General features: G+C 69.1%; 10 protein-coding genes. 3 read left to right on the forward strand and 7 right to left on the reverse strand.

Features of this window, described 5'->3' with window-relative positions; all coding sequences use genetic code 11:
• Positions 1 to 61: 61 nt before the first annotated feature.
• The 3 genes from G3T38_RS17085 to cysC all read right to left on the reverse strand — a co-directional run bounded on the left by G3T38_RS17085 (position 62) and on the right by cysC (position 5,349).
• Entirely contained in the window at positions 62 to 2,197 is a 2,136-nt protein-coding gene (locus G3T38_RS17085) for an acyltransferase family protein (protein ID WP_163773528.1), read from the reverse strand.
• A 292-nt stretch (positions 2,198 to 2,489) separates the two neighbouring features.
• Positions 2,490 to 3,656 (reverse strand): nucleotide sugar dehydrogenase, encoded by a 1,167-nt coding sequence (locus G3T38_RS17090; RefSeq protein ID WP_163773529.1) that lies wholly within the window; start codon positions 3,654 to 3,656, stop codon positions 2,490 to 2,492.
• A gap of 10 nt (positions 3,657 to 3,666) precedes the next feature.
• Positions 3,667 to 5,349, reverse strand: a complete 1,683-nt coding sequence (gene cysC, locus G3T38_RS17095; RefSeq protein ID WP_163773530.1) for an adenylyl-sulfate kinase — start codon at positions 5,347 to 5,349, stop codon at positions 3,667 to 3,669.
• A 368-nt stretch (positions 5,350 to 5,717) separates the two neighbouring features.
• Here cysC and G3T38_RS17100 point away from each other — a divergent pair, with 368 nt between their 5' ends.
• Both G3T38_RS17100 and G3T38_RS17105 read left to right on the forward strand, forming a co-directional pair.
• Positions 5,718 to 6,083: a helix-turn-helix domain-containing protein gene (locus G3T38_RS17100; RefSeq protein WP_163773531.1), complete on the forward strand. Its 366-nt coding sequence runs from the start codon at positions 5,718 to 5,720 to the stop codon at positions 6,081 to 6,083.
• 28 nt (positions 6,084 to 6,111) lie between these two features.
• Positions 6,112 to 6,870 (forward strand): hypothetical protein, encoded by a 759-nt coding sequence (locus tag G3T38_RS17105; RefSeq protein ID WP_163773532.1) that lies wholly within the window; start codon positions 6,112 to 6,114, stop codon positions 6,868 to 6,870.
• Positions 6,871 to 6,942: 72 nt separating this feature from the next.
• Here the strand turns inward: G3T38_RS17105 and G3T38_RS17110 are convergent, their stop codons facing one another.
• Complete coding sequence (locus G3T38_RS17110) at positions 6,943 to 8,061, reverse strand: nucleotidyltransferase family protein (protein ID WP_163773533.1); 1,119 nt, start codon at positions 8,059 to 8,061, stop codon at positions 6,943 to 6,945.
• A gap of 51 nt (positions 8,062 to 8,112) precedes the next feature.
• On the opposite strand from G3T38_RS17110, the gene G3T38_RS17115 reads away from it, so the two are divergent.
• Positions 8,113 to 8,421, forward strand: coding sequence for a DUF2516 family protein (locus tag G3T38_RS17115; protein WP_163773534.1), 309 nt, complete (start codon positions 8,113 to 8,115; stop codon positions 8,419 to 8,421).
• 15 nt (positions 8,422 to 8,436) lie between these two features.
• Here the strand turns inward: G3T38_RS17115 and G3T38_RS17120 are convergent, their stop codons facing one another.
• The 3 genes from G3T38_RS17120 to G3T38_RS17130 all read right to left on the reverse strand — a co-directional run bounded on the left by G3T38_RS17120 (position 8,437) and on the right by G3T38_RS17130 (position 12,675).
• A complete protein-coding gene (locus G3T38_RS17120; protein WP_163773535.1) occupies positions 8,437 to 9,840 on the reverse strand; it encodes a sugar nucleotide-binding protein in 1,404 nt (467 codons plus the stop codon).
• A 48-nt stretch (positions 9,841 to 9,888) separates the two neighbouring features.
• On the reverse strand, positions 9,889 to 11,922 hold the full coding sequence (locus tag G3T38_RS17125) for an SGNH hydrolase domain-containing protein (protein WP_206675912.1): 2,034 nt from the start codon (positions 11,920 to 11,922) through the stop codon (positions 9,889 to 9,891).
• Between the two features lie 405 nt (positions 11,923 to 12,327).
• Complete coding sequence (locus tag G3T38_RS17130; protein ID WP_163773536.1) at positions 12,328 to 12,675, reverse strand: hypothetical protein; 348 nt, start codon at positions 12,673 to 12,675, stop codon at positions 12,328 to 12,330.
• Positions 12,676 to 12,677 lie beyond the last annotated feature (2 nt).

The raw sequence follows: 12,677 nt of genomic DNA on the forward strand, positions 1-12,677 counted from the left end.
ACGGACAGGTGTCTCATGCCCGCGCCTTCGTCCAACTACTGAGCATTCACCTGTCCAGCGACTATCGAACTCCGGAGAGCGCCTCTGCGAGGAGCGGGGCCAGTTCCTCGGACAGCGGAATGGACAGGTGGATACCGTCAACCGTCGCGGGTGTGGTGCCGATCCAGCCGGGGCATCGGTTGCTGACGCAAAACCAGTCCTCCGTCGAGACGTAGGTTGCGCCGGCGGCCTCGGCGGCGGCTCGTTCCCCGGCGGCGTGCGAGCTCCATTGAGCACTGGGGGTCGCCTCGCAATCATCGGGGTCGCCGAAGCGAGTCATACAATCCACGAGCGAGGGTGACTTCGGCCGAGGCTGCAGCACGACAACATGGTCAGACCACTGTGCATAGCGACGGAGCGTATCCCTCATCCCAGCCTCGGCCACGCCCTCTCGGGTGTAGGAGAGGTCGGTGCGTCGAGCGTTCTCGACATGCCCCTCGCCGCTGGCCAAGACGATTAGGTCTGGCTGCAAGGTCGCGATTGTTCGGTCGCGTTCGCCGTTCAGGTCGGCGCACTCGGGGTAGGGCGCCCCGTCCGATCGGAAATAGCCAGGCAGGGTCCATGTGCCGCACTGGCTGCCGGTCAGCTGTACAACCTTCACCTCCGGACCCAGTGCGCTCAACAAACCGGGCATCCACGCCGCGGCGACTGAATCGCCGACGACCACCACAACCTCAGCGTCGGGCGCACTACTTCCGAACACGCAGTTGACGGATTGGTTCTCGGTCAGGGTCGAGCACGCAACGTCATCCAACTGGCGGCGCCACACTTCGGTGTCCAAGTCCTCGAAGGACAGGTTGAGTGTGGGATAGGTCGTTGAGTTGAGCGCAAGAATCAACCGCTGCCGCTGTACGGCAATCATGCCGGCGAGTCCGTCCGCGGCACCAGTCGTCTGAGTCTGCGGCTGCGGGGCTGAAGCCAGTGAATCGAGTTCCCCACTTGCCTCGATTGACCGGCTTGTCGTCGCGACAGCACCTACTGCGGCCACGAGCACCAGCCCGGCGACCAACCAACCTTGAACCAGGCGCCGTTGTCTCCGCTTGCGTTCGGACCGCCGCACGCGACGTTTGAACCTCTTCTTCTCGGGGGGAGTCATCAACCACATCGCTGTCCGCATGGGTCGTTCGACGAGGTAGAAGAACACGACCGACAAGATCGCCGTGAGGGCTATCACCGCCACCTCGTACTGCCAGTCGACCTCGAAGAACGGCCGCAGCAGAACGATCAGCGGAAGGTGCCAGAGATACACCGAGTACGAGATGTCCCCGATGTAGGTCATGAGCCGGTTGTCGATGAGGACGAACCTCCGCGTGTCGCGACCGACGCCCGCCGCGACGACAGCTGCTGTGCACAACACCGGCAGGAGGCCCCAGGGCGCGGGGAACGCGACCTCGTGGTGCAAGAGGAAGATCGGGAAGGCGAGCGACAGGAAGCCGCCATAGCTGAGCACGAGTGCGACGCGCGATGGCAGGCGTGCGAGAACTGGCTGGGCGATGGCGAGGAGACCGCCGATACCGAACTGCCAGGCTCGGTCGAAGGTGGAGAAGTATGCGACGGTCGGCGCGGCGACCGAGTGCCACAGCGAGTAGCAGAAGAAGCCCACCACGACGACGGAGACGGCGACGAAGAGCGCTGGGCGGTTCGACCGCATTCGACGCGAGACGAAGATGACAGCGAAGAGCAGCAGGGGCCAGACGGCGTAGAACTGCTCCTCCACCGACAGGGACCAGTAGTGGAGGAAGGGCGACTTGCCCTGGGTTGCGAAGTAGTCCGTTCCCTGGTTCGCGAAGTGCCAGTTCGCCCAGAAGATGCTGGACCAGAACCCATCTTCGGCGATGCGGTCGCCGCGCTCCGGATTGAACACCCAGTAGCTCGCCGCGATGGTCACCGCGGTCACGAAGAGACCCATGGGCAGGAGCCGTCGCGCCCGCGCCAGGTAGAACGGCACGAAGTAGATCCGACCGTGCTCGTCGGCCATGTCCAGCAGGACCTTGGTGATGACGAAGCCCGACAACACGAAGAAGATGTCGAGCGCCGTGAAGACGCCTTGGGGAGCCAGGTAGAGGTGGCCGATGACGACGAGGATGACGCCGACACCGCGAACGCCTTGGAGGTCGTAGCGTGTCGCCGGGTTGCGTCGCTTCGGCTGCGGGGTCAAGGCTGCCCGGAGCTTCTTCCACTTCGAGCGATGACCGCGCCCCCGTGAGGAAGACCGAGAACGACCCGACGTCGAACGCGATCGTTCGGACTGACCAGCAACAACACTCACGGTCGACTCTCCCAGAGACGCGGCGCGACGGCCGCACGATGCAGCACCGGAGCCACGGAGCGGACCGGCGCGTCCCAGCTACGCCCTGACGCGCGCTGTGAACGAACCGATTCTCCGGCAGTTCGTTCCCGCCCGCCCCGGGTTCACCGAGGCGGAACCGGACGGTCTAGACCAGGGCGGCTCAGTCCCGACCGTAGATGTCCCGCGTGTACACCTTGTCCGCCACGTCGGCCAGCACGTCGGTGCGGCGGTTGGCGATGATGACGTCGGCCCTCTTCTTGAACTCGTCGAGGTCCTGCACGACCTCCGAGTTGAAGAACAGGTCATCGTCGAGCGACGGCTCGTAGATGACGACCTCGACACCCTTCGCCTTGATCCGCTTCATGACGCCCTGGATCGAGGAGGCACGGAAGTTGTCGGAGCCCGACTTCATGATGAGCCGGTAGATGCCCACGGTGGTGGGGTTGCGGCGCAGCACGTCCTCGGCGATGAAGTCCTTGCGCGTCGTGTTGGCCTCGACGATGGCGGAGATGAGGTTCTGCGGCACGTCGGAGTAGTTGGCCTGCAGCTGCTTGGTGTCCTTGGGCAGGCAGTAGCCGCCGTAGCCGAACGACGGGTTGTTGTAGTGCCCGCCGATCCGAGGGTCGAGCCCGACCCCCTCGATGATCTGGGACGAGTTGAGCCCGTGCACCGCGGCGTAGGTGTCCAGCTCGTTGAAGTACGCCACCCGCAGCGCCAGGTAGGTGTTGGCGAACAGCTTGATCGCCTCCGCCTCGGTGGCGTCGGTGAAGAGCGTCGGGACGTCCTTCTCGATGGCACCCTCGATGAGGAGCGCGGCGAACTCCCGGGCGCGCTCGCCCGTGTCGCCGACGACGATGCGGGAGGGGTGCAGGTTGTCGTAGAGCGCCCGGCCCTCGCGGAGGAACTCCGGGGAGAAGATGATCGAGGCCCCCGGGTTCTCCGAGCGCATCCGCTCGGTGAAGCCGACCGGCACGGTCGACTTCACGATGATCGTGGCGTCCGTGTTGATGGCCAGCACGTCGGCGATGACCGACTCCACCGTCGAGGTGTTGAAGTAGTTGGTGCGCTCGTCGTAGTCCGTCGGCGTCGCGACGACCACGAACCGGGCGTCGGAGTACGCCGCGGCCTTGTCCAGCGTCGAGGTGAGGGTCAACGGCTTCGTCGCGAGGTAGTCCTCCAGCTCCCGGTCCTCGATGGGCGAGGTCCGGTCGTTGAGGAGGTCCACCCGGTGCTGGTCGACGTCGACGGCGACGACCTCGTGGTGCTGGGCGAGGACGACGGCGTTGGAGAGCCCGACGTAACCCAGGCCCGCGACGGCGATCTTCATGGTCGGGAGCCTAACGGCGCGCGAGGGCGGGCGTGACCTCTGTGACGAGACGGTCGATGTGATCCGCGCACGCCTCGGCCGCCGCGGGGCCGCGCCGGTAGGGGTCGGCGATGTCCACACCCTCCGCGCTCGGCCGGCTGGCGGCGAGCCGCGCGACCGCCTCGCGCGGCGCCGTACCGTCCGGGAGGCCGGCGACGCCGCGGGCGAACTGGCCGACGGTGAAGACCTTCTTGAAGGCCGCCGGGTGCTCCTCGAGCACGAAGGCGCGGTGCCGCGCCTCGGCGGTGAGCACCAGGTCGGCACCGGCCACGAGGTCGCGGGTGAGGGGCCGACTGCGGAAGCCGACGGGGTCGAGACCCCGGGCCCTCGCCTGCGCCGCCATCTCGGCATCCATCTCCTTGTCGACAAAGCCGTGCGTGCCGGCGCTGGTCACCTCGACCGTCTCCCCCGCGGCGGCCTGGAGGGCCAGCTGGAGATAGGGCGACCGGCAGATGTTGGCCGTGCAGACGACGAGCACGCGGAGCGGGTCCGCCACGGGCGCCGGCTCCGGGTCGGCCGTGAGGCCCACCGCCGCGAGCACCGGCGCGAGCGCCGCCTCGACCGTCAGTCCGGTCGTGTCGACGACGACGTCCGCGTCGTCCGGCACCTCGTAGGGCGCCGAGATGCCGGTGAAGTCGCTGATCTCTCCCGCTCGCGCCTTGGCGTAGAGCCCCTTCCGGTCCCGTCGCTCGCACTCCTCGACAGGAGTCGCGACGTGCACGAGCACGAACCTCCCACCCGCCTCCTCGACCGTGCGGCGCACCTCGCGGCGGGTCGCGTCGTACGGCGCGATCGGGCTGCACACCGCCACCCCGCCGTGCCGGGCGATCTCCGCCGCGACCCAGCCGATCCGCCGGATGTTGGTCTCGCGGTCGGCCGGCGAGAACGTCAGGCCCGCGGAGAGGTTGCGACGCACGACGTCGCCGTCGAGGCTCGTCACCGTGCGGTCGGTGGTCTCGAGGACCTCGTCGACCAGTGCGCGGGCGAGGGTGGACTTGCCGCTGCCGGACAGCCCGGTGAAGAACACGACCACCCCCCTGGCCTCGTCGACGGCCGGTGCGGCGGACGCGCCGCGGTCGCCCGCGAGCTCGACGAGGGTGGCCCCCTCGGCGTACGCCGCCAGGACCTGCCCGCGACGCTCCGCGTCCCGCGTCGCGTCGCCGGTGCGCGCGAGCGGCACGACGACCACGTGCACGTCCGGTACGCCGCGGGTCGCCGCCACCGTCGAGCGCACCAGCGCGAGCGGGGAGACGCCGACGGGCCAGCCGGCGCCCGCGAGCGCGAGGAGGACGACCGGACCACCCGCGCCCCGCACGTCGGCCAGCTGCGCGGCGGTGAGCGGCGACTCGACCGGGACGACGACCGCGCCCGGGTAGCGGTCGCGCAGTTCGGCGGGCGTGAGCCGCAGCCGCCGGAAGGGACCGTAGGACGGCCGGGCGAGCGGCTCGACGCGCAGACCGGAGTGCCCGTCGAGGTCGACGCGGGCGAGCGGCAGGCCCTCCGGATCGACGAGGTCCACGGTCGGCAGCCCAGCGAGGTCGCGGGGCAGGCGCAGATCGTCGATGCTCGGCGGCGAGGAGAGCACGCCCGTCAGCAGCAGCTCGATGTCGTCGAGGGTGCGCTGGCTCGGGTTGTGCTGGGGAACGGCGGCCACGGCCTCATCCTGCCAGCGGGGAGGCCGCACGCCGGCGGCCGTCCGAGAAGGCGGAGCCGCCCTGCCCTCTGGGGTTCGGCAGGGCGGCTCCTGGAGGCCGTCCACCTGCCGGCCGTCAGGGATTGCCAGCGGCAGACTCGCTCCGAGGACAACTGTCCCACGCGAGAGGCCCCCGTACAAAGCAAGTCCGGCGCAACTTTGCGGAGAGTTCCGACGGCCGACAGCGACCGTTGCGACGTGCAAGCAGGAGCAAGCGACGCCGACTGGTGCTTCTCACCTGTTCGGTGGCCGGATTCTCCGCGGGCTGTGCCCCTCCTCACGTTACTCAGGGGTTGAGTTTGCTTGCTGGAGTTAGCAGCATGGAACTCATGGCAAAGGGCAAGGTCGGCAAGACGGTCGAGACTCTGGGCGAGTACCTGAAGGAGCAGCGCACCTCCGCGCAGCTCTCCTTGAGGCAGCTGGCCGAGCAGGCCGGCGTGTCGAACCCGTACCTGAGCCAGATCGAGCGCGGTCTGCGCAAGCCCTCGGCCGAGGTGCTGCAGCAGATCGCCAAGGCACTGCGGATCTCCGCCGAGCAGCTCTACATCCGTGCGGGCATCGTCAGCCCGACGGACGGCGGAGGTGGCTCCGTCGAGCTCGCGGTGCTCGCCGACCCGAACCTCACGGAGCGGCAGAAACAGTCCCTTCTCGAGGTGTACGCGTCGTTCCTGGCGCTCAACTCCAGCGAAGGCTGATCCCCGCACACAAGCAGAAGGAGTGGACATGGCTGCCACCAAGTTCGACATCAAGACCGAGGCCCAGAAGGGCCTGTACGCCGGCGCCGGCGTCGTCGACCTCGCCGTCGAGGTCGTTCGGGAGTACGTCAGCACCACGCAGGCCAAGGTGACCGCGTTCCAGGGCGACGTCGAGGCACGCGTCAAGGGCGTCCAGGCCCGCGCGACCGAGGCGCAGAAGAAGGCGACGAACCTCGAGCTGAAGCCCGAGGCCCTGCGCGACCAGGCCGTCGCGACCGTCAACAAGCGCGTCGAGCTCATCACCAAGGAGGTCGAGGAGCGCCGCGCCGCCATCGAGACCCGCGTGGCCGACCTCCAGGCCGAGGCGCGCGCGCTCCCGGAGAAGGCGCGCAAGGCGGGCGACGAGTACGTCGCCACCGTCACCGGCGCCTACGCGGACCTCGCGAAGCGCGGCGAGACCCTCGTCGGCCGCATCCGCAAGCAGGAGTCCACCAAGGAGGCCGCCGCCTCGGCGAAGGCCACGGTCTCCCGCGCGAAGGCGACCAAGACGACGGCGAAGAAGACGGCCAGCTCGGCGAAGACCACGGCGAAGACCGCCTCGTCCGAGGCCCGCAAGGCTGCCCAGTCCGCGACCACGTCGCCGGCGACCAAGCGCGCCACGACCACCACGCGCAAGAAGGCGGCCACGACGAAGTCGACCGCCAAGGCGACCGGCACGACGGCGAAGAAGACCGCGGAGAAGGCGACCACCGCGGTGACCGAGGCCGCGAAGAAGGTCGGCGACTGACGATCGAGCCCGCCAAGGGCTGAGCCCACGAGGTCGGGAGCGCACGCGATGCGCTCCCGGCCTCGTGGCGTGTCAGGTGCGCCGCCACTCCCGGAAGCGGCGGCGCGCCGTAGCTCCCCGCACGCGGGCAACCGCGAGGGCCGCTCCCCCAGCCGTGCGGGCGTCGACACCGCCGAGGTCGCTGGGGTGCGCCACCGTCACCGCAGCGAGTCGCCACAGATCGCCCGCGGTGCGGATGCCCCGCGCCAGGCGCCGCGCACCCGTGAGCGTGCGGTGCCCCGGGAACCGCCCCGTCGACACGTCAGCGGCGGAGGCCTGCAGCAGCACGGCGCGCGCCACGACACGGTCCGGGGCGAGGGGCCCGTGGTCTCCGCCGAGGTGGGCGCGAACGACGCCGATGGTCGCGCGTGGCGCTGCCCCCAGGGTCCCGTCCTGGCCGGGATCGACGGCGTCGCCGAGCAACCGCACGTCGACGAGGCTGCGCAGCGACGCCCACTCGTCCTTCGCTGCATGCATCGCGGAGTGGCGCCACGCGTCTGCGATCGACAGCGTGGCGACGCTGCGCCCACCGACGTCGACACTCGCCCTACGGCTCCACAGCGTGTCGAACGACGGCGCAGCACTGCGCGCGAGACCCAGGTGCCAGTGCAAGTCGATCGAGAGTCCCGACCCGTGCATCGCGATCTCGTAGTAGTTGCGCATCATGTGGCGCCAGGCCCACGTGGGCCCGGGCGCCGGGTAGGACCTGTCCGGTGTCCAGCCGGCGCCAGCCAGCGCGGCGCGCGCCTCGGCGATCTCTGACGGCGGCACGAGCAGGTCGAGGTCGCCCGAGCCGCGGGCCGCGAAGTCGCCGTGGGCCTGCGCGGCGAGTGCCAACCCCTTGAAGCTCAGCACGCGCACTCCGGCCGCCGTCAGCGCGTCGGTCGCCTGGTGCAGAGCCCGAGCCATGCCGAGCGTCGCCATGCGCTCCCGTCGCGCCGACTCCTGGAGCGTCCGGGCCAGCTCGAGCGTCAGCACGAGCCGTTCCTGGCGCAGCGCGAGGAACACGACGAGACGGTGGCGCTCGGCGGCCGCCAGGTAGGCGGCGTCGTCGGTCGGGCTCGCCGTGGTCGCGACACCGGTCTCGCCGTCGAGGAGACGGCGGACCGTCTGCCGCAGCGCGGCCACGGACTGCTCTGTGTAGGCGACCACGACGTCTCCCTCCTCCTCGCGAGCCCCGGAAACACCCTAGTGTTGGGCCTCGTGCTGGTGTACCAGGTCGAATCGTGGCTCATGCTCGCCCTCCTGCTCGCGATCATCGCGGTCAAGGGCTTCACCCTCGTGAGCGCAATCGGGTTCCGTCCCGACGCCTACGAGGCGACGGGCAAGCAGACCAAGTCGACCTGGGTCGGCATCCTCACCGTGGGCCTCGTGCTCGAGCTCGCGACGCTCTTCGTGGCGTTGGGCTTCATCGGGGGGATCCTCAACATCGGCTTCACCATCGCGGCGCTCGTCTACCTCGCCGACGTGCGGCCCGCGCTCAAGGAGGTCATGCGCCGACCGCGCTGGTGACGCGGCGCCCCAGGGTCATCCCGCCGCGACGTACTCCGCCAGCTGCTCCAGTGCGTCGCGCGGCACGAAGCCGGTCGATTCGATCTTGGTGAGGTCGAGGGCGCTGTGAGTGGGACGCGGCGCGACCTGCTTGCCCGCGACGTACTCCGCCGTGGTGATCGGGGTGACGTCCTCGCGCGGGCGTCCGGAGAGCTCGTAGACCTGCTGGGCGTAGGACGCCCACGACAGCACCGCGCCCGCGCCGGTCACGTTGTAGGTGCCGAACGGCGCCTCGACGTCGAGGAGGTGCTTGATCGCCCGGGCGAGCTCGGACGTGAAGGTCAGGCGGCCGTACTGGTCGTCGACCACCGTCGGCGCCACCCCGTTGCCCGCGAGCTTCTGCATCGTGCGCACGAAGTTTCCGCCGTCACCGATCACCCACGACGTGCGCAGCAGGTAGTGACGAGGCGCGAGGCCGACGGCGATGTCACCGGCGGCCTTGGACTGGCCGTAGACGCTGAGCGGCGAGTAGGGCTCGGTCTCCGTGTGGAGCTCGACGGTGCCGTCGAAGACATAGTCGCTCGAGACGTGGACCAGCGTGAAGCGGTGCTCGGCGGCGAGACGCGCCAGCGTCGCCGGCGCCGTCGCGTTGGCTGCCCAGCAGGTGGCGCGACCGTCGGGGGTCTCGGCGATGTCGACGGCCGTGTACGCCGCGGCGTTCAGCACCACTCCGTAGTCGCCCCACGGCCACGCGGCCACCGCGTCGGCGTCGGTGAGGTCGAGCGCCGCGATGCCCTCGCCCGCGACCAAGTCGACCCGGTCGGCGTCGGGGAACTCGGCGAGCAGCGCTCGCCCGAGCTGACCGCCCGCGCCGACGACCAGCGTCTTGCGCGGCCGCATCGGCGTGACTTCCGCCAGGCGCGGGTTGCGCTGGTCCTTCTCCGAGATCTCCGCCTCCGCCAACGGGATCGGCCACGGGATGCCCGCGGTCTCGTCCGCGAGGTTGAGCGCCGGGTAGGCCTTGCCGGGCACGAAGTGGTCGTTGACCAGGTAGCTGTAGACGGTCCCGTCCTCCAGCGCCTGGTAGGAGTTGCCGACCCCGCGCGGCACGAAGACCGCGACCGACTCGTCGATCTCGATCCAGAAGGTCGCCCCGAACGAGTTGCCCTCCCGCATGTCGACCCAGGCGGCGAAGACGCGGCCGGTCGCGACCGCGACGTACTTGTCCCACGGCTCCGTGTGGATGCCGCGGGTCGCGCCCTTGGTCGCGTTGTAGGAGACGTTGTTCTGCACCGGGCCGAAGTCGGGCAGGCCGAGCGCGGTCATCTTGGCGCGCTGCCAGTTCTCCTTGAACCAGCCGCGGGAGTCCCCGTGGACGGGGAGGCGGACGACCAGGAGGCCGGGGATCGGGGTGGTCTCGACGGCGAGCTCGGTGGTCACGAAAGGATCATCCCACCTACGTGTCGACGCCACCGCGGACCACAGCCGCTAGGGCGATCCGTCGGGAGAGCCCGACGCCTCAACTGCCTCCTCGATCGCCTCGAGCAACGGCGAAGCCAGCGCCTCGCTCATCTCGGCAGTGACGTGGTTGGAATCGCGATAGACGAGCCGGTCACCGATGATCGGGCCGCAGGTGTCGCTGTCGCACAGCCAATCGGTCAGGTCGACGAACTCGGCGTCCGCCGCAGCTGCGGCCGATTCCTCCGCTGCCTGCAGCTCGTCCTCGACAGCGTCGTCTCGGCCGACAGCGCAGGCGTTGGCATCGTCGAGGTTCGCTGAAAGACATACCGCCGGAACCCCTGGGAACTCAGGAGTGTCCGCGATCACGAGAGCTCTGCTTCCAGCGGCCTCGAGACGCTCGAGAGACGACTCCAGGCCGTCTTCCCACTCTCTCGGCAGGTCCGCCACGCGGTCGAAGCCATCAGAGCGGGCGTAGTTGGCGACGACCACGAGGTCCGCCGGGTCGCTGGCGTTCGCACGGATGACGGCGTCGCGCCAGGTCTCGCACTGCGTGTAGCGGTTGCCGTCGCGCATCTTGACGATGTCGACGGACGGACACGAGGACTTCGTGTGGACCGTCAGACGAATGCGTCCCGTGGCCGCAGCGACTTCGAGCGCCGGGAACCACTGAGCGGCGTGGGAGTCCCCGAACAGTGTCACTTCGATGGGGGCGGACTCGCGACCGTATACACACCCGACGGGGTCGGTTTCCGCGAAACCTGCATGGCAATCCGTGGCGTAGATAGCCGGGTTGTCATCGGCCGCACCCTCGAGCGACGGTTCTAGGTTGGCTGGCACATAGTCAGTGAACTCCGGCTCCCGAACGAGTGGTCGCTCTGCTGCCGTCCTATCGCTGTGCAGCGGTACGAAGTGGAACAAGACGAAGGCAACGGCCGCGGTCGAGGCGGCCACGACCGTCAGAGCGGCCGCCGCACCGAGACTCCGCCCCGCCGACGTCCGTCGCAGGAACGACGCGTTCTGAGCGGGTCTTTCCACAACGTTGAAGAGGAACCAGGAAGCGACGACGCTTGCCAGCACGAGCACGGCCGCCAAGAGCGGCGACAGCTCACCCGGGTAGTCACCAGCCTGCTTCGGGATGGTGAGGATGGGCCAGTGAACGAGGTACAGCGAGTAGGAGATTGTTCCGATGAACACCATCGGACGAAGGCTCAACAGTCGTCGCGGCCCCGGCCCCTCGGTGTCGCCGAATGCAATGAGCAGTGCCGTGCCCACGACCGGCACCGTCGCGGCGTACCCGGGGAAGGTCACGTCGGAGTCGTAGAGAACCGCGGCGCCGGCGACGAGAGCCAGGCCGGCCCATGCTCCGGCAACTCGCAGCACCTGCGGAACTCGCAACAGTTGCGCGGCGGCTAGTGCCAGCAAAGCGCCGGCACCGAGTTCCCACGCCCGGGTCGGGAGCAGGAAGAACGCATCGGGCTGTGATGAGCCGGTGAGCAAGACGCAAGCCAAGAGCGAGCTGACGACGAGGAGGACGGTCACGAGGGCTGTGCGCGCCTGCGAGCGACGGACGACAATGTAGCTACCAACGAGCAGGACGGGCCAGATCAAGTAGAACTGCTCCTCGATACCTAGCGACCAGTAGTGCTGGTAGACGGACGGCGTGCTGTCCGCGAGGTAGTCCGTGCCGGTCTTCGCGAAGAGCAGGTTGGGGACGTAGAGCGCCGTCGCGAGAGCCTGCTCGAACGTCGCACGCCACTGCAGCCGAGGAAGCCAGAGCACCGAAGCAACGAGCGTCAGAAGAAGAACCACGACCGACGCGGGGAGGATGCGGCGGGCGCGTCGCGCGTAGAACGCGGCAAATTGGACTCGGCCCGTCCTGGTCAGCTCGGACAGGAGGTGGTTGGTGATCAGGAACCCCGAGATGACGAAGAAGACGTCGACACCGACATATCCGCCACTGAGCCACGGGAGTCCCGCGTGGTACAGAACCACTAGGCCGACCGCGATGGCGCGCAGCCCCTGGACATCCCCACGGTAGGCCTGCTTCGTCACCTCGGTCACGAGGGTGCAGCCTATGTCCGAGGGGCCTTCCGCTCGGAGTGGATGCAACCACCGTCATACGATGAGCGAGCCACTTGTCGACCAGTCATCAGGACAAGAGACGGCGGGCCGTCCGGTCCCGTTGCAGTACCGCTCGCGCTCCGTGGAGCGCCCGTCGCGCAAGGCTGCCAGTTCAATGATCCGGAGCGGTGGTCGGCGAGTGAGGGGCGTCCCCAACCGAGTGAGTCTGCACCAGCCGGTAGACACGCCTCAACGCCAGCGAGCGGACCTGCGGGTAGGGCCGCGATCGTTGGCCCCGACTGCGCGGCGGCAGGAGGGGGCAGCGTGGGACGGCACAGCAATCGCCAACTTGAAACGATCTCGTTGAGGCGTGCCCCGTCGAGCTGGACTAATACCGGTTGTCGGTTACTCCTCGTCGAGCGCGAAGTGCCGGGCGATCCGGGGGTGCCACAGCTCGCGCTCGGCCTCGGGGTCGTCGGCACCGGCCGGCGAGCCGACGTAGGCCTCGCTCGGCTTGCCCGTCTCGTTGACGGCCCACGCCAGCAGCGAGCGGGACCACGAGTACTGCCCACGCTCGCCCATGTGCTTGAGGACCGCACCCATCCCCGTGGCGGGGTAGGTGCGCTCGTCGTCGCTGATCGCTGCGGCCAGCTCGCCGTAGGTCATGGGCTCGACGCCCTCACGGGCGCGCGCCGCCAGGACGCGCTCCGCCCGCGCGGCGAGCTCCGGAATGGACCGCTTAGCAATTGCCACTG

The sequence above is a fragment of the Nocardioides zeae genome, assembly GCF_010686755.1.
Taxonomy (GTDB): domain Bacteria; phylum Actinomycetota; class Actinomycetes; order Propionibacteriales; family Nocardioidaceae; genus Nocardioides; species Nocardioides zeae.

Coding starts and splice junctions, on each gene's coding strand:
- G3T38_RS17090 (WP_163773529.1), bottom strand. CDS start 3,656: ATGAAGATCGCCGTCGCGGGCCTGGGTTACGTCGGGCTCTCCAACGCC.
- G3T38_RS17100 (WP_163773531.1), top strand. CDS start 5,718: ATGGCAAAGGGCAAGGTCGGCAAGACGGTCGAGACTCTGGGCGAGTAC.
- G3T38_RS17105 (WP_163773532.1), top strand. CDS start 6,112: ATGGCTGCCACCAAGTTCGACATCAAGACCGAGGCCCAGAAGGGCCTG.